Source organism: Streptomyces sp. NPDC056987 (genome assembly GCF_042673865.1).
GTDB lineage: Bacteria > Actinomycetota > Actinomycetes > Streptomycetales > Streptomycetaceae > Streptomyces.
Genome location: NZ_JBHURV010000009.1, coordinates 81,796 through 98,675 on the forward strand (window position 1 = coordinate 81,796; position 16,880 = coordinate 98,675).

The following is a 16,880-nucleotide window of genomic DNA, read 5'->3' on the forward strand; positions in this document are numbered from 1 at the left end:
CCGCGTGCCCGGAACCCGGCCGCCGGCGCGGCCACGGAGGGGTCTGCGGAGGGACCGCTGGAGGGGTCGCCGGGCCGACGGGTGTCCACGGCTGTCGGCGGGTCCCCGTAGGATTCACGCGTGGCAGGCAGGATCAACGATGACGACGTGAAGGCGGTCCGGGACGCGGTCCCGATCGACGCCGTCGTGTCCGAGTACCTTCAACTGCGCAGCGCGGGCGGCGGCAATCTGAAGGGGCTCTGCCCCTTCCACGACGAGAAGTCCCCCTCCTTCCAGGTCAGTCCGAGCAAGGGTCTCTTCCACTGCTTCGGCTGCCAGGAGGGCGGGGACACCATCGCCTTCGTGATGAAGATCGACCATCTCTCCTTCTCGGAGACGGTCGAGCGGCTCGCCGCCCAGGCGGGCATCACGCTGCGGTACGAGGAGGGCGGGTACAACCCCGCGAGCCAGCGCGGCGAACGGACGCGCCTGGTGGAGGCGCACCGGATCGCCGCGCGCTTCTACGCCGACCAGCTCTCCGGGGACGAGGCCGCCATCGGCCGGACGTTCCTCGCCGAGCGCGGCTTCGACCAGACGGCGGCCGAGCACTTCGGCGTCGGCTACAGCCCCGTCGGCTGGGACCACCTCACCCGCTTCCTGCGCGGCCAGGGCTTCACCGACAAGGAGCTGATGCTCTCCGGCCTCTCCCAGGACGGCCGCCGCGGCCCCATCGACCGCTTCCGCGGCCGGCTGATGTGGCCGATCCGCGACATCGCCGGTGATGTCGTCGGCTTCGGCGCGCGCAAGCTCCGCGAGGACGACAACGGGCCGAAGTACCTCAACACCCCCGAGACGGCGATCTACAAGAAGTCCCAGGTCCTGTACGGCGTCGACCTGGCCAAGAAGGACATCGCCAAGGCCAGCCGCGCCGTCGTCGTCGAGGGGTACACGGACGTGATGGCCTGCCATCTCGCCGGGGTCACCACCGCCATCGCCACCTGTGGCACGGCCTTCGGCGGCGACCACATCAAGATCCTCCGGCGCCTCCTCATGGACAACGGCAGCGCCCGGGTGATCTTCACTTTCGACGGGGACGCGGCCGGCCAGAAGGCCGCGCTGCGCGCCTTCGAGGACGACCAGAAATTCGCCGCCGAGACCTACATCGCCATCGCCCCCGACGGCATGGACCCGTGCGACCTGCGGCTCGCCAAGGGCGACGCCGCCGTCCAGGACCTGGCCGAACCGCGGACCCCGCTCTTCGAGTTCGCCATCCGCCAGATCGTCTCCCGGTACGACCTGGAGACCCCGGCGGGCCGCGCCGCCGCGCTCGACGAGGCCGCGCCGATCGTCGCCCGGATCAAGAACGGCTCCTCGCAGCACGAGGTCGCCGTCCAGCTCGCCGGCATCCTCGGCATCCTCGACACCCAGTTCGTCGTCAAGCGCGTCGCACAGATGGCCCGCTGGGCGCGCGATCGCGGCGGCCGGGCCCCGTCGGCCGGCCCCGAGCAGCGCGCAAGGCAGCCGTACGAGACCGAGGCGCGCCAGGCCCCCTCCGGCCCCGCGCTCACCCTCCGCAGCCCCGCCCACCGCACCGAGCGCGAGCTGCTCAAGCTCGCCCTCCAGCGGCCCGAGCTGGTCTCCCCGGCCTTCGACGCCTACGGGGAGGACGAGTTCACCGCCCCGCCCTACGCCGCCGTACGCCGCGCGATAGAGGACGCGGGCGGCGCCGAGTCGGGCCTCCAGTCCGCCCCCGAGTATCTGGCCCGGGTCCGCGAGGCCGCGCCGAACGACGCGGTGCGCGCCATGGTCACGGAGCTCGCGGTGGAGGTCTTCCGCGGCAAGACCATCGACGAGGTCTACGCGGGACAGCAGCTCGTCCACGTCAGGCTGCGCGCCGTCGACCGCCGCATCCAGGACGTCACCGGCACGCTGACCCGGCTCGGCAGCCAGGGCGACCCGGAGCGGTACGAGGCCGTCCAGAAGGAGCTGTGGGTGCTCCAGCAGTACGGCCAGGCGCTGCGCGCCCGCGGCGCGGAAGCGCTCTGACACAGCCCCTGACACAGCCCCTCAGGCCGCCCCTGGGGCCGCTCCCGGGGCCGCCGCCGGTGCCGGCGCCCCGCACCGGCGCCCGCGCCGGGTGACGGCACGGGGACGCCGCGCCGCCTTGGCTGTAACGGCCCGGTTACGGACCGGACTCAGAAAGTCGCCGCACGCCCCTCGTGGCGGCGATATCTCTTACCCCACACTGGGGTGCGGTGCCTGAGTCCTCGGAGCGCGGCCCGTCCACCGGCAGGTGGACATCCCACCCCCGCGGATCCGCTCATCGTGTACGGGACGGAAAGCGGCCCGGCCGCCCCCGTCCCGCTGCCGTACGCCCCCCGAACCGGCAGCGATCACCCTGGAGGTCGCCCCCCGTGCAGACCCAGACCCTGACCGAGTCGCCGACCGAGACGACGACCGCGGTGCCGGCCATGGCGCCGACCGAGTCGCCGGACGCGCCCACCACCGGACGCGCCGGCGCCGTACCGGCGCAGAGCCGCGCGGCGCACCACCCCGAGACGGTCCCTCTCGACCCGACCGGCGAACCCATGGCCCCCGAGGACGGCCCGGCGCCCCTGAACTCCCCGGAGCCCCTCACCGAACATCCCGTGGAGGTCCCCCTCGTGCCCGAGCCCGCGGCACGGCGGGGCAGCCGCGCCGACACCGGCGGGCCCTCGTCCGACCTCTTCCGGCAGTACCTGCGGGAGATCGGCCGTATCCCGCTGCTCACGGCCGCCGACGAGGTCGAGCTGGCCCGCCGCGTGGAGGCCGGTCTCTTCGCCGAGGAGAAGCTGAGTGCCGCCAGCGACCTCGACACGGAGCTGGACTCGGAACTCGCCCTGGACCTCGACCGGCTGGTCGTCCTCGGCCGGATGGCCAAGCGCCGGCTCATCGAGGCCAATCTGCGCCTCGTCGTCTCCGTCGCCAAGCGCTACGTCGGCCGCGGGCTGACCATGCTCGACCTCGTCCAGGAGGGAAACCTGGGCCTGATCAGGGCCGTCGAGAAGTTCGACTACGCGCGCGGCTACAAGTTCTCCACGTACGCGACCTGGTGGATCCGCCAGGCGATGTCCCGCGCCCTCGCCGACCAGGCCCGTACGATCCGGGTGCCCGTCCATGTGGTCGAGCTGATCAACCGGGTCGTACGGGTCCAGCGCAGGATGCTCCAGGAACGCGGCTACGAACCGGCCCCCGAGGAGGTCGCCGCCCACCTCGAACTCACCCCCGACCGGGTCAGGGAGGTACTGCGGCTCGCCCAGGAGCCCGTCTCGCTGCACGCCCCGGTGGGGGAGGAGGACGATGTCGCGCTCGGGGACCTGATAGAGGACGGCGACGCCGCGTCCCCCGTCGAGTCGGCGGCCTTCCTGCTGCTGCGCGAGCATCTGGAGGCCGTGCTCTCCACGCTCGGCGAGCGAGAACGCAAGGTCGTGCAGTTGCGTTACGGCCTGGACGACGGCCGGCCCCGCACCCTGGAGGAGATCGGCCGGATCTTCGGCGTGACCCGCGAACGCATCCGCCAGATCGAGTCGAAGACACTCAGCAAACTCCGCGATCACGCCTATGCCGACCAGCTCCGGGGCTACCTGGACTGATCCGTACGGCGCGTACGGACCGGTCCGGGCAGCCCTCGGCGCCGATGACGGCCGGCGCCGCCACCGACCACGGCCCCGGCCGCGGTCGGTGGCCGGCCCTCAGTCGACCTCGGCGACCGCCTGGGCGAACTGCGCCTGGTAGAGGCGGGCGTAGGCGCCCTCGGCGGCCAGCAACTCGTCGTGGGTGCCCTGCTCGACGATGGAGCCCTGCTCCATGACGAGGATGACGTCCGCGTCGCGGATGGTGGAGAGGCGGTGCGCGATGACGAAGCTGGTCCTGCCGTGGGCCAGGCGCGCCATGGCCTTCTGGATCAGCACCTCCGTACGCGTGTCGACCGAGCTGGTCGCCTCGTCCAGCACCAGGATCACCGGATCCGACAGGAACGCGCGGGCGATGGTGATGAGCTGCTTCTCGCCCGCGCTGACGCCCGAGCCCTCGTCGTCGATGACCGTGTCGTAGCCGTCCGCCAGGGTCCGTACGAACCGGTCCGCGTGCGCCGCCCGGGCCGCCTCCTCTATCTCCTCCCGGGACACCTCGCGGGCCGCCCCGTACGCGATGTTCTCCGCTATCGTGCCGCCGAACAGCCAGGTGTCCTGCAGCACCATGCCGATCCCGGACCGCAGCTCCTCCCGCGACATCCGCGCCACATCGACGCCGTCGAGGAGGATCCGGCCGCCGGTCACCTCGTAGAACCGCATCAGCAGATTGACCAGGGTCGTCTTGCCGGCGCCCGTCGGGCCCACGATCGCCACCGTCTGGCCCGGCTCCACCGCCAGCGACAGATCCTCGATCAGCGGCTTGTCCTTCTCGTACCGGAACGACACGCCCTCCAGCACCACCTGGCCGCGCACCGCGCGCAGCCGCTCCACGGCCGGGGCGTCGGCCTCCTGCTCCTCCGCGTCGAGCAGCTCGAAGATCCGCTCCGCCGACGCCACCCCGGACTGCACGAGGTTGGCCATCGAGGCGACCTGGGTCAGCGGCATCGAGAACTGCCGGGAGTACTGGATGAACGCCTGGACATCGCCGATCGACAGGGTGCCGGAGGCGACCCGCAGCCCGCCGACCACCGCGACCAGCACATAGTTGAGGTTGGAGATGAAGAGCATCAGCGGCTGCATGATCCCGCTGTTGAACTGCGCCTTGAACCCGGCCTCGTACAGCTGGTCGTTCTGCTCGCGGAACGTTTCGGCGGACTCGTCCGCCCGCCCGAAGACCTTCACCAGCGAGTGCCCGGTGTACATCTCCTCGATGTGGGCGTTGAGCGAGCCCGTGACCTTCCACTGCTGGACGAACTGCGGCTGCGACCGCTTGCCGACCTTCGCCGCGACGAACACCGACAGCGGCACCGTCACCAGCGCGACCAGCGCCAGCAGTGGAGAGATCCAGAACATCATCACCAGGACGCCGACGATCGTCAGCAGGGAGTTGACGAGCTGGCCCATCGTCTGCTGCAGGGTCTGCGAGATGTTGTCCACGTCGTTCGTCGCCCGGCTGAGGACCTCGCCGCGCGGCTGCTGGTCGAAGTAGGAGAGCGGCAGCCGCGACAGCTTCGCCTGGATCTCCTCGCGCATCCGGTACACCGTGTTGTTGATGACGCGGATGGAGAGCCGGCTCGACACCAGCATCAGCAGCCCGGCGCCGACGTACACGGCCAGCGCCATCAGCAGTACGGTGCCGACCGCGCCGAAGTCGATGCCGTGCCCGGGGGTGAAGTCCACGCCGGAGAGCAGGTCCGCGAGCCCGTCGTCGCCCTTGGCCCGCAGCCCTTCGATGGTCTGCTCCTTGGAGACGCCCCCCGGGGTCTGCCGGCCGATCACCCCCGCGAAGATCAGGTTGGTGGCCTCCCCGAGGATCTTCGGCCCCCACACCGAGAGCCCGACGCTGAACACGCCGGCCCCGACCATCCACCACAGGGTCGTCTTCTCGACCGACAGCCGCCGCAGCAGCCGCCTGCTCGACCCCTTGAAGTCCATGGACCGCTGCGTCGACGCGGCACCGGCCATCATCATGCGTCCGCCCGGACCGCTCATCAGGCCGCCTCCGCCTCGGTCAGCTGGGAGAGCACGATCTCCCGGTATGTCTCGTTCTCCGCCATCAGCTCGTGGTGGCGGCCCTCGCCCACGACCCGCCCCTCGTCCAGGACCACGATCCGGTCGGCGTCCCGGATGGTGGAGACCCGCTGGGCGACTATCAGTACGGTCGCCTCCGCGGTCTCCCGCGCCAGCGCGGCCCGCAGCGCCGCGTCCGTCGCGTAGTCCAGCGCCGAGAAGGAGTCGTCGAAGAGATAGATCTCCGGTCGCCGTACCAGCGTCCGCGCGATCGAGAGCCGCTGCCGCTGCCCGCCGGAGACATTGGTGCCGCCCTGCGCGATGGGCGCGTTCAGCCCGCCCTCCAGCGAGGCGACGAACTCCCTGGCCTGCGCGACCTCCAGGGCGTGCCACAGCTCCTCGTCGGTCGCGTCCGGGTTCCCGTACCGCAGGTTCGACGCGACCGTCCCGGTGAACAGATACGGCTTCTGCGGCACCAGGCTCACCGTCCGCGCCAGCAGGGCGGGGTCCAGACCGCGGACGTCGGAGCCGTCCACCAGTACCTCCCCGCCGGTCGTGTCGAACAGCCGGGGGACGAGTCCGAGCAGCGTCGACTTCCCGCTGCCCGTCGACCCGATGACCGCGGTCGTCTCGCCGGGCCGCGCGGTCAGCGAGACCTCCCGCAGTACGGGCTCCTCGGCACCCGGAAAACGGAACTCGGCGTTCCGGATCTCCAGATGGCCATGGCGGCGCAGCTCCCGCACCGGATTCTCGGGCGGCACGACGCTCGACCGGGTGTCCAGCACCTCCTCGATGCGCTCGGCGCACACCTCGGCGCGCGGCACCATCATGAACATGAAGGTGGCCATCATCACGGCCATCACGATCTGCATCAGATACGCGAGGAACGCGGTCAGCGCCCCGATCTGCATCCCACCGCTCTCGATCCGGTGCGCGCCGAACCAGACGACGGCGATCGACGACAGGTTCACCACCGTCATCACGGTCGGGAACATCAGCGCCATCAGCCGGCCGGTCGACAGCGCCACATCGGTCAGGTCGGTGTTGGCGCCCTTGAAGCGCCCCTTCTCGTAGTCGTCCCGGACGAACGCCCTGATCACCCGGTTGCCGGTGATCTGCTCACGCAGCACCCGGTTGACCGTGTCCAGCCGCGTCTGCATCGTGCGGAACAGCGGCCGCATCCGCCTGACGATCAGGCTGACGGAGATCCCGAGCACCGGCACCACCGCGAGCAGCACCGACGACAGCGGTACGTCCTGGCCGAGCGCCATGACGATGCCGCCCACGCACATGATGGGCGCGGACACCATCAGCGTGAACGACATCAGGACCAGCATCTGTACCTGCTGGACGTCGTTGGTGGTACGGGTGATCAGCGACGGGGCGCCGAAGTGCGCGACCTCACGGGCGGAGAAGCTCTGCACCCGCCCGAAGACGGCGGCCCGCACGTCCCGGCCGAGCGCGGAGGCGGTCTGCGCGCCGTAGTACACGGCGCCGACGTTGCAGATCACCTGGACCATGCTGACGGCGATCATGAGGCCGCCGAACCGCAGGATGTAGCCGGAGTCACCCGTCACCACACCGTTGTCGATGATGTCGGCGTTGAGGGTCGGCAGGTAGAGCGTGGCGATCGTCTGCAGCAGTTGCAGCACCACCAGCAGGGCTATGGGTCTTTTGTACGGGGCGAGATGGGCTCGCAGAAGTCGTAGCAGCACGCGGGGTCTCTCGGGTTCGGCTCGGATTCGGCTGGGCCGAACGGCTCGGGCCGGTCGGCGGAAGATCAGGGGATCCCGACCCTCCATCTTGCGGCACACCACCCGCAGAACCCCAAGGATTTAAGCCCAAGGACGGGTCAAGAACGCCCGCGCCCCGGCGCCGTACGAGCCGACACGCAGCCCACGGACACAGCCGCATCGACGCTCAGCCCACAGCACCACCTCATCGCCGCTCAGACCCCGAGCGGCCCCTGCCCGAGCACCCCGGGCCCGAACGCCCCGGGGTGGACCTGCTCCCGCGTCGCCCGGTACTGCTGCCGTACGGCCGCCCCCACCGCCGTGTCGTCGCCCGGCTCGAAGACCTGCGCCGCCGCGCCCTGCCAGGCCGGCGGATGCTGCGGCGAGTGCGTCCCCCGCGCGACCCCGAGCGCCCAGGCCGCCTGCCGCGCCGCGCCCAGCGCCGCGTAGTCCGCCGGCTGCGGCACGACGACCTGCGCGCCGAAGACCGACGGCGCCAGGACCTGTACGGCGGGCAGCTCGGCGGCGGCGCCCAGCAGGAACACCCGGCGCACCTCCACCCCGCGCCCGCGCAGCACGTCCATCGCGTCGGCGAGCGAGCAGAGCATCCCCTCGAACGCCGCCCGCGCGAGATGCTCCGGCTTCATCGACTCGCGCCGCAGCCCGGTCAGCGTGCCCGCCGTGTGCGGAAGCTGCGGGGTCCGCTCACCCTCCAGATACGGCAGGAACACCAGCCCCGACGAACCCGGCGTGGACTTCAGCGCCAGCGCGGACAGCTCACCCAGATCCGCCGTCCCCAGCAGCTCCGCCGTACCGCGCAGCGCTCTGACCGCGTTCAGCGTGTGGACCACCGGCAGATGCATCCCCGTGGCGTCCGCGAAGGAGGTGATCAGCCCGGACGGGTCGGCCGCCGCCTCGTGGTGCACGGCCATCACCGAACCCGAGGCGCCCAGCGACACCACCGCGTCCCCGATCCCCACCCCGAGGCCGAAGGCCGCGGCCATCGTCTCCCCGGTCCCCGCGGAGATCAGCAGCCCCTCCGGCGTGGTCCCCGCCGCGTCCGCGGGACCGAGCACCTCCGGCAGCGCCGCCTGGTGCCCGAGCGCCAGCTCCACCAGATCCGGCCGGTACGCGCCCGTACGGGCCGACCAGTAGCCGGTCCCGGACGCCGCGCCCCGGTCGGTCGTCCGGCGCGCGGGCCGCCCCAGCAACTGCCAGACCAGCCAGTCGTGCGGCTGCAGCACCAGCGCGGTGCGGTGCGCCGCGTCCGGCTCGGTCCGCGCCATCCAGCGCAGCTTCGCCACGAGCCGGCTCGACTGCGGTACGGACCCGACGGCGTCGGCCCACGCCTGCCGCCCGCCCAGCGCGTCGATCAGATCGGCGGCGGCGACCTGCGCGCGCTTGTCGTTCCCGATGAGCGCGGCCCGTACGGGGTTGCCCTGCCGGTCCAGCGCCACCATCCCGTCCTGCTGCGCCGAGACGCCGATGGCCTCCACGCCCTCCAGGAGCCCGCCGGAGGCCGCCTCCCCGAGGGACAGCAGCCACACCTGAGGGTCGACCTCGGTGGCTTTGGGCTCGACCGGATGGTGCGCGTACCCCTGGCGCAGTACGGCACCTGTGTCCGCGTCGCAGACGACGACACGTGTGAACCCGGACGAACTGTCCAACCCGGCGACTATTCCCATGACACCCGATTCTGCCGCACGCGCGCCATGAACAGCGCGGCCGGGACGATCAGGTATTGCTGGTTCCCCAGTCGTCGAGACCGTTCTGGCTCCGTTCCCGCAATGAGCGGACGCGCTGGGCGACGGAGTCGGGCAGCTTGTCCCCGAGCCGGTCCCCGACCACGCTGTTCACGGAGTGGTACGCCCGTCCCGCCACCTCACGGCCCGTCTGCGCGGCCGACTCGGCGGCGTTGCGCACCGCCGGGTTCTGCGAGACCTGCCGCGCGGATTTCTTGATCTGCTCGTAACGCTCGCGCCCTGCCCTGGTTCCGAGAACGTATCCGCAAGCGAGTCCGGCGATGAACGTGAGGCGGTACCGCATGGCTGCCCAGCCTTCCTTGGTGTCGGCGTCCCGTCCGCCGGTGTCGGACCATCGGTCTGTGCCCTGCGCCTACCCCGTCCCGGGCCGGGATCACCCGAGGTGACCCGGGTCGATACCGATTGGCGGAGCACCCCCCTGGTTGCGCTAATGTATGTGTCGCAGCGAACGCGCGCCGCCCGGGAGGACCGGGGTAGGTACGTTCGGTGCACACGCAGCAATCCCCTGTAGCTCAATTGGCAGAGCAGCCGGCTGTTAACCGGCAGGTTACTGGTTCGAGTCCAGTCGGGGGAGCGCGATCCCCTGTAGCTCAATTGGCAGAGCATTCGGCTGTTAACCGGAGGGTTGCTGGTTCGAGTCCAGCCGGGGGAGCGGGAAAGACGGAAGGGACCCCTCAGGGGTCCTTTTTCGTTGTGCCACCCCGCGCCCACCTGCCACGCGCCCCCATCGTCCAGCCCGCCCAACGGCCTTGGCGCGCCGCCTCGGTGTCCCTCGTACGGCTGTACCCGCGCGTTCGTGGAACCAGGCGGCGCGTGGAGCAGTCTTCATGGTCAAGTGATGCCGACCATCCGGAGCAGGAGATCGTATGAGCGGCTATGCTGCGGCAGAACGGCGCGCACAAATGTGCGCGACGCACCGTTAGGGGCGGTAGCTCAGCCGGTTAGAGCAGCGGACTCATAATCCGTCGGCCGTGGGTTCGAGTCCCACCCGCCCCACCCAAGAGGTCCACGTGCAGGAACGTTCCAAGCTGCTGGGACACCTAAACACGGGGTTCAGAAGGAACCGCGCAAGACACGCTGAAGATCGCTTGCCGGCCCCCTGTCGGCCCAAGAGGTAAACGATCACGACACGGAAGGCCCCCGGCCACGCATGGCCGGGGGCCTCTGGTGTGTGCGCGGTGTGCCCAGGATCCGGCGCCGCAGCATGGACTCATACCGGCACCATAGGGGCAAGTGCGGTCAGTTCGGGCCGGATTCACAGTTGACCTCGCAGTCGTTGTCCCCGCAGTTCGGGACTGGGCCGGCGGTCCGCTGCCGCCTCGGGCCGGGCTGCCACAGTTCCGTGTCGATCCGGAAGCCGGCTGCCTCGACGGCGGCCTGGGCGAACGCGCGGATGCCGGGGGCGTGCGGGTGGGTGGGGTCGCGCATCACGACGTCGCATCACGACGCCGGTCCGATGGTCGGAGGTTCCGCGAGTGCGCGCTTGCGGAATCTGTCACTTAGTGACAGTGTCACTAAGTGACAGGCGGGCCCCTGGCCTCGCCTTCTTGCGACACCTGTCGCTGACCACAGGAAGGATCGACATGGCACTGCCGGAGACCATCTCCGTCGAGGAGTTCTTCGGGCCATCGGCTCGCGCTCAGGTCACCCTCTCGCCGGACGGGGCGAAAATGGCGTACCTGGCGCCGTGGGAGAACCGCATGAACGTCTGGATCGAGAGTGCCGACGAGCCGGGGGACGCGCGGTGCGTGACCACCGAGGACCGCGGAGTGGTGAGCTTCCACTGGACCCGTGACCCGCGGTGGCTGCTCTACACCCGGGACCAGGGCGGCGACGAGAACGTGCACCTCTACCGTGTCGACCTGGAGGCCCCGGACGCTCCTGCGGTGGACCTCACGCCCTATCCCGGGGTGCGGACCGTGGGCCTGGACCTGCCGGCCGGGCGGCCCGGCAAGGTGATCACCCAGCTGAACCTGCGCGACCGGGCCCAGTTCGACCTGGTCGAACTGGACATCGCCACCGGCGACTTCGAGACCCTCGCCCGGAACCCGGGGGGCAATGTCGAAGGGTGGCTGTACAGCGAGCGCGAACTGTTCGCGGTGGGGACGACGGCCGAGGGCGATGTCGAGCTGTCCCGGTGGGACGGGGCAACGGGTGCGCTGGACCCCGTGGTGCGGTTCGAGGGCGCTGACGCTCCGCTGGGGATCTACCCCCTGGAGGTCACGCCGGACGGCGCCGGAGTGTGGCTGGGCTCGAACCGTGGGAGCGACCGTCTCCGCCTGGCCCGGCTCGACCTGGCCACCGGCCAGGAGGAAGAGGTCGACTCCCACCCGCAATACGACCTGGACACCCGTCCGCGGGCCTTTCCCGTCCTGCCCTCCCCCCTGATCCGCAGCCGACGCACGGGTGAGCTGCTCGGAGTCCGTTATCTCGGGGAGCGGCAGGTGATCCACGCGCTGGACCCGCACTTCGCCGCGGTACTGGAGAACCTGGAGAAGCTGTCCGACGGTGATCTCGCCAGGCTCTCCTCCGACGAGAGCGGACAACGCTGGGTGGCCGCCTTCACCCACGACCGCGATCCCGGGGTCACCTTCCTCTACGACCACACCACAGGCGAGGCCCGTCTGCTCCACCGGGCGAAGCCGCACCTCGACCCCGAGTCGCTGGCACCGATGCGACCGGTGTCGATCACCTCCCGTGACGGTCTGACGCTGCCCTGCCACCTGACGCTGCCGGTCGGTGTCCCGTCGTCCCGGCTGCCGCTGGTGCTGTTGGTCCACGGCGGTCCCTGGACCCGGGACAGCTGGGGGTACAGCCCCGCCGCACAGCTCTTCGCCAACCGCGGCTGTGCGGTGCTGCAGGTCAACTTCCGCGGCTCCACCGGCTACGGCAAGGCCTTCACCAGGGCCGCTGTCGGGGAGTTCGCCGGCAAGATGCACGACGACCTCATCGACGGCGTGCGGTGGGCGGTCGACCAGGGGTACGCCGACCCGGACCGCGTGGCGATCCTAGGAGGCTCCTACGGCGGCTACGCGGCACTGGTCGGTGTCACCTTCACCCCGGACGTCTTCGCCGCCGCCGTCGACATCGTCGGCATCTCGGACCTGGCCAACTTCATGCGCAGCCAGCCCGACTTCGTCAAACCGATGCTCGCCTACAACTGGTTCACGTACGTCGGTGACCCGGCCGACCCGGAGCAGGAGGCCGACATGCTGGCCCGCTCCCCGATCAGCCGCGTCGACCAGATCCGCACACCGCTGATGGTGGTGCACGGCGCCAATGACGCCCGCGTCGTCGTCGCCGAGTCCGACCAGCTCGTCGAAGCCCTCCGCGCACGAGGTGTCCCCGTCGAGTACATCGTCATGAAGGACGAAGGCCACGCCATCGAGAACCCGGAGAACGTGGTCGCCCTCTACACCGCGGTGGAACGCTTCCTGGCCGAACACCTGGGCTTCGAGGCCCACACCTCCTGACCCACATCCTTGCGCGTCCTGTCATGCGCATCCTTTTCAAGGAGACACCATGCGTCAGACGCTGCCACAGCGGCTGTACCTGATCTGCTACACCGTGGACAAGGGCAAGTTCCAGCTCGACAGCACGCAGGGCCGCGGCCAGCTACTGCGTGCCGGTGCCATGACCGAGCTGGCTCGCGACGGACTGCTCGACGCCACGGGAGGGAAGGTGGTCCGAAGGCCCGGGAAGACGCCGGACGACTCCTTCGCCGCCGCGGTGTGGGGCGACCTGCCCGAGGGCAAGCCGAAGGGCTGGCTCAACTACGTGCACAACAAGGCCCACACCGCCGAGGCACCGGTCCGCGACCAGCTCGCCGCCGCGGGCGAGGTCACCATCTCCCGCGGCAGGTTGATGGGACTCATCCCCTCCGAACGTGTCACCGTCGCACACCCGGAGGAGGTGCGTGTCCTCCAGGAGCGGGTACGCGCCACCGTGCTCGACGGAGCCGACCCGGCGTCGATGTCGTTGGAGGACCTGGCCATGGCCGTGTTCGTGGCGGAGGTCGAGGTGGTGTGCGTGTTGAGCCGCGCAGAAATCGGCGCCCACAAGCAGGAGCTCAAGGGGCTCTTCACGCGGTTCGACGAGATCGTCCCCGGCTTGCGCCCGGCGCTGCGCGACTCGTACCTGGCGAGCCGGGCGGCCGGCGGCGGCTGGAGCATTTGAGCGCCGGCCGCCCGGCCCGGGAGTTACCTGTCGCAGCGGACACCGTCACCGGGAAAGGAGCCACGCCGCAAGCAGCGTGGCTCCAGTTCGGCCAACCCTGAAAGGGCGCGCGGTGTCAGCCCGCTGTACCGTCCAGCAGCCGGCTGTACCGCAACCGCAGGGCCCGCTCCGTACCGGCCGCCAAGGTGACCGCGGTCAGCACGACGTTGCCCCAGAACGACGGATGGACCGGCGAGGTGAAGGCCCCGACGCGCTCGGCCACCACCGCCACCTCGGTGATCTTTTCGGCGAGCTGCGCGACCAGCATGACCAGGGCGACGACGAGCGCGGTCAGCGAGACGGTGCCGATCCCGCGGCTCAGCACCGGATGCGCACGGTCGAGGTGGGCCCGGCGCCCCTCCGCGGAGGCGGCGTCCGGGACGAGCAGGTGTTCGGTGCCCTTGGCGGTGACGTAGTGGCAGCGCCGCAGCCCGAAGCCGCTCAGCCGCACCTCGACGGTGCCGCCGGGGACCGGGAAGGCGGCGGGAAGCCTCGACCGGGCGTGGTGCCTGCCGTCGAGGTACAGATCGGCCTTGGCCTCCGAGGACGTCTGATCCTGACCTCGCTTGACGTCCACGGCGTAGACCGCCTGCCCGCCGCCACCGTCGGGCAGCCGGAGGTAGAACAGGGAGCGGTAGGGCAGCTGCCACCAGCGGAACCGCTTGAGCGGCCTTCCGTCCCCCGGGGTGAGCCGCCGGGCGGCCCGGCGGCTTCGCATCTCCTCGAACATGTCCGGCGTCTCCGTTGCTCGCTTACTCGCCTACTGGGTCACTTGCTCGGTTCCGCCGCGCAGGAGACGTCCCGCGCGGGGCGTTCTCCGGTGGTCAGGAACGTCGTCGCCGCGTCGTTGACGCACGTGTTGCCGCCGTACGGGTAGACACCGTGGCCGCCCTGATCAGCCGTCACCATCGTGGCCCGCCCGCCGAAGGCCCGCCGCAGCTCCCGGGCGTCGGCCAGCGGCGTGCCCGGGTCGCGCTCGTTCTGCACCATCAGCACGTTCGACGGGCCCCGGCCGGTGATGCGCACCGGCGGTTCGGTCCGCTCCTCCGGCCAGAACGCGCAGGGGTTGATGCTCGCCGTGGAGCCGCCCAGCATCGGGTACTTCAGCCGGTCGACGGCGACATTGCGCTGATACTCCCGGACCGTACCCGGCCAGCGGGAGTCACCGCAGACCACGGCGAACCGCGAGGCCATCAGGTTCTCCGTGCCCTCGGGCAGCCCCGGGAGCGGCAGTTCCGCGCCCGTGTCGACCGCCTGCCAGAACGTGGCGAGCTTGGGCATGGAGCCGTCGGCGTAGATCTGCTCGAAGGTGTAAGCGCGGAACGCGGTCCCGTTGACGCCCTGGACCGGCTTCGCGTCCAACTTCTTCACGAGCTCCCAGAACGTGGCGGTGACCTGCCCGGGCGTGGAACCCAGACCGTACTCGGGGTGCTCGGCGGCGAACGTGGCGAAGTCGGGGAAGCGGTCCTCCATCCCCCGGGCGAGCTCACGCATGGCCGTGACGTCGTACCCGCCGGGACCCAGGTTGCTGTCGAGGATGATCCGGTCACCGCGCCGCGGGAACAGTGTGGTGTAGACCGCGCCGAGGTAACTGCCGTAGGAAGCACCGAGATACGACAGATTCGGCTCGCCCAGAGCAGCCCTGAGGCGGTCCATGTCACGCGCGGTGTTGGCGGTGGTGGTGTGCGGCAGCATCCACGCCGTCCGCGAGCTGTTGCACTGTTCGGCGATCTTCCGCGCGGGCCCGGCCTCCCGCGCGACGTCGGCGGAAGTGTGCGCGTACGGCGGGAAGTTGCCGCGCCACTGCTGCTCCTCCGTCAGGTCGCAGGTCACCGGCGTACTCCGGCCGACACCACGCGGGTCGAAGCCGATGAGGTCGTAGGAGTCGAGCACCTTCTGCGGCATCCCCGAGGCGGCGAGAATGGCCGGGTACGTCAGGCCCGAACCGCCCGGACCGCCGGGGTTGGTCAGCAGGACGCCGCGCCGCTGCGACGGCTTCTCGCTCCTCAGCCGGGAGACGGCGACCTCGATCTGCCGGCCGTCCGGATCGCGGTAGTCCAGGGGGACTTCGAGCGTCGAGCACTCAAGGCGGGGCGCGGACGCTCCCTCGGGGCACGGGCCCCACCGCAGAGCGCTCGGCGTCGGTGTCACCGTGGCCGACGACGAGGCCGCCGTCGACAGCGCGGTCACCGCGAACGCGGTGGCGGCAAGAGCGAGGGACAGACTTCTGCGCATGAGGTTTCTTCCTGTGGGGGGGCTTTGACCGGCACGTGAAAGAGTCTGTTCGCCGGGCGTGGGAGATACATCGGCCTGGCGTACCGACCCGGACCTACCGCGGGAGGGGCACCGGTTAGACCTGGGTCGAAGGCGCACCGGACCGAGGTCTGATCCACAGGTATCCCTGTGAGGCGGCACCGGCCTGGTGAAAACGGACGTGACGCCGAGTCTCGGGGTGTGGCAGCAGGCCTGGCGGCTGATGGCGACCGTGGTCGTGAGCCTGCCGGTCCGGCTCACGCCCCTCGCGCTGATGCGGGGCTGACCGCGGGCATCGCGGTGACCGCCGGCTTCGAGCCCGATGCCGCGGACCGGATCCGGGCGGATGTCCGGGAAGCCGGGATCAAGAACTACTGCGCTCCTGACAAGGGCGGCGTCCCCGCGGACCTGCCGGCTGGCGCTCCGTCAGCCTGACGACCCGGCCCGGCCCACCGGCTCGCTCCGCCCGGGGTGAGCTAACCGGCCCCCACATCGTTCAGGGTGCCGGGGAAGTTGGTGCCGACAGGGGCAATGCTGTTCACCGGGACCTGCTGCGTACGGAGTGCTGCGTCGGCAGGGGCGATCGCATCACCGATCGCATCACCGATCGCGCCGCCGGTGGCATCGCGTACGGCACGCGCCAGGCGTCGGATCACGTCGTCCTCGAAGCCTTCGGGAACCACACCGCGCAGCGCGGCGGCGCCGAGTTCCTCGTTGACGACCCGGAAGGCGGCCGAGGCCGCTGCCCCGTACAGCCGCACCGCGAAGTCGTCGGCCGGGAGGCCCAGGCGTTTCGCGATGACCGTGGTCATTTCGGACTCCACGTGGTCGCAGGCCATGAGCCACGCCGTCCGGATCAACGGCTCGTGGTCCGCCAGCCGGATCATCTTGATCGCAAGCAAGGTGTCGGCGTGCTCAAGGTCGTCGGCGGCGCTCTCGTACCTGACGGCCTCCGCGGCGAGGTGATCATCGAGGGACAGGTGGCGCGGCCAGCTCCGCAACGCGCTCGTCCCCCATGCCACGCCTTTGATCACGATGGGTTCGGCGCAGCTTTCCTTGCTGCGGAAGTGGCGCCAGATGGTGCGGGTGGACAGGCCCACCGCCTCGGCGATCCGGTCGCCGCTGGTCGCGGCCACGCCGTGTTCCCAGAACAGGCGGGACGCTTCCCGGGAGATCTCCAGGCGCAGCCGGTGGCGCCGCCGCTCACTCATTCCTCCGGCGGCAGGATTCGTGAGCAGTTCCATCTGGGATCACCC

The 16,880-nt window shown here is 70.6% G+C and carries 12 protein-coding genes and 3 tRNA genes; 7 read left to right on the forward strand and 8 right to left on the reverse strand.

The window, feature by feature from the left end:
• Positions 1-120: 120 nt before the first annotated feature.
• Positions 121-2,025, forward strand: a complete 1,905-nt coding sequence (dnaG, locus tag ACFTZC_RS13085; protein WP_382888912.1) for a DNA primase — start codon at positions 121-123, stop codon at positions 2,023-2,025.
• Positions 2,026-2,450: 425 nt separating this feature from the next.
• Positions 2,451-3,611 (forward strand): RNA polymerase sigma factor, encoded by a 1,161-nt coding sequence (locus ACFTZC_RS13090; RefSeq protein ID WP_382889163.1) that lies wholly within the window; start codon positions 2,451-2,453, stop codon positions 3,609-3,611.
• A gap of 99 nt (positions 3,612-3,710) precedes the next feature.
• Here the strand turns inward: ACFTZC_RS13090 and ACFTZC_RS13095 are convergent, their stop codons facing one another.
• The 4 genes from ACFTZC_RS13095 to ACFTZC_RS13110 form a co-directional block, all read right to left on the reverse strand.
• A complete protein-coding gene (locus ACFTZC_RS13095; protein ID WP_382888914.1) occupies positions 3,711-5,642 on the reverse strand; it encodes an ABC transporter ATP-binding protein in 1,932 nt (643 codons plus the stop codon).
• The gene (locus ACFTZC_RS13100; RefSeq protein WP_382888916.1) at positions 5,642-7,375 is read right to left on the reverse strand and encodes an ABC transporter ATP-binding protein; all 1,734 of its coding nucleotides are present in this window, start codon (positions 7,373-7,375) and stop codon (positions 5,642-5,644) included. The genes ACFTZC_RS13095 and ACFTZC_RS13100 overlap by 1 nt, the downstream gene beginning before the upstream one ends.
• 233 nt (positions 7,376-7,608) lie before the next feature.
• Positions 7,609-9,078, reverse strand: coding sequence for an FGGY family carbohydrate kinase (locus ACFTZC_RS13105; RefSeq protein ID WP_382888918.1), 1,470 nt, complete (start codon positions 9,076-9,078; stop codon positions 7,609-7,611).
• A gap of 49 nt (positions 9,079-9,127) precedes the next feature.
• A complete protein-coding gene (locus ACFTZC_RS13110) occupies positions 9,128-9,439 on the reverse strand; it encodes a YtxH domain-containing protein (protein ID WP_382888920.1) in 312 nt (103 codons plus the stop codon).
• Positions 9,440-9,657: 218 nt separating this feature from the next.
• Here ACFTZC_RS13110 and ACFTZC_RS13115 point away from each other — a divergent pair.
• The 3 genes from ACFTZC_RS13115 to ACFTZC_RS13125 all read left to right on the forward strand — a co-directional run bounded on the left by ACFTZC_RS13115 (position 9,658) and on the right by ACFTZC_RS13125 (position 10,152).
• Positions 9,658-9,730: transfer RNA gene (locus ACFTZC_RS13115), tRNA-Asn, on the forward strand.
• 5 nt (positions 9,731-9,735) lie between these two features.
• Positions 9,736-9,808, forward strand: a tRNA-Asn gene (locus ACFTZC_RS13120).
• Between the two features lie 270 nt (positions 9,809-10,078).
• Positions 10,079-10,152, forward strand: a tRNA-Ile gene (locus ACFTZC_RS13125).
• A gap of 243 nt (positions 10,153-10,395) precedes the next feature.
• Here the strand turns inward: ACFTZC_RS13125 and ACFTZC_RS13130 are convergent.
• On the reverse strand, positions 10,396-10,584 hold the full coding sequence (locus tag ACFTZC_RS13130; RefSeq protein ID WP_382888921.1) for a hypothetical protein: 189 nt from the start codon (positions 10,582-10,584) through the stop codon (positions 10,396-10,398).
• Positions 10,585-10,739: 155 nt separating this feature from the next.
• Here ACFTZC_RS13130 and ACFTZC_RS13135 point away from each other — a divergent pair, with 155 nt between their 5' ends.
• Positions 10,740-12,629 carry a S9 family peptidase gene (locus ACFTZC_RS13135; RefSeq protein ID WP_382888923.1) on the forward strand — a complete coding sequence of 630 codons (1,890 nt, stop codon included), beginning with the start codon at positions 10,740-10,742 and terminating at the stop codon, positions 12,627-12,629.
• Between the two features lie 49 nt (positions 12,630-12,678).
• Positions 12,679-13,332 (forward strand): GPP34 family phosphoprotein, encoded by a 654-nt coding sequence (locus ACFTZC_RS13140; protein ID WP_382888925.1) that lies wholly within the window; start codon positions 12,679-12,681, stop codon positions 13,330-13,332.
• 115 nt (positions 13,333-13,447) lie between these two features.
• Here ACFTZC_RS13140 and ACFTZC_RS13145 read toward each other — a convergent pair whose 3' ends face one another.
• The 3 genes from ACFTZC_RS13145 to ACFTZC_RS13155 all read right to left on the reverse strand — a co-directional run bounded on the left by ACFTZC_RS13145 (position 13,448) and on the right by ACFTZC_RS13155 (position 16,868).
• Positions 13,448-14,101 (reverse strand): hypothetical protein, encoded by a 654-nt coding sequence (locus tag ACFTZC_RS13145; RefSeq protein ID WP_382888926.1) that lies wholly within the window; start codon positions 14,099-14,101, stop codon positions 13,448-13,450.
• A gap of 38 nt (positions 14,102-14,139) precedes the next feature.
• On the reverse strand, positions 14,140-15,606 hold the full coding sequence (locus tag ACFTZC_RS13150; protein ID WP_382888928.1) for an alpha/beta hydrolase: 1,467 nt from the start codon (positions 15,604-15,606) through the stop codon (positions 14,140-14,142).
• A 494-nt stretch (positions 15,607-16,100) separates the two neighbouring features.
• Entirely contained in the window at positions 16,101-16,868 is a 768-nt protein-coding gene (locus tag ACFTZC_RS13155) for a TetR/AcrR family transcriptional regulator (protein WP_382888930.1), read from the reverse strand.
• Between the last annotated feature and the right edge of the window lie 12 nt (positions 16,869-16,880).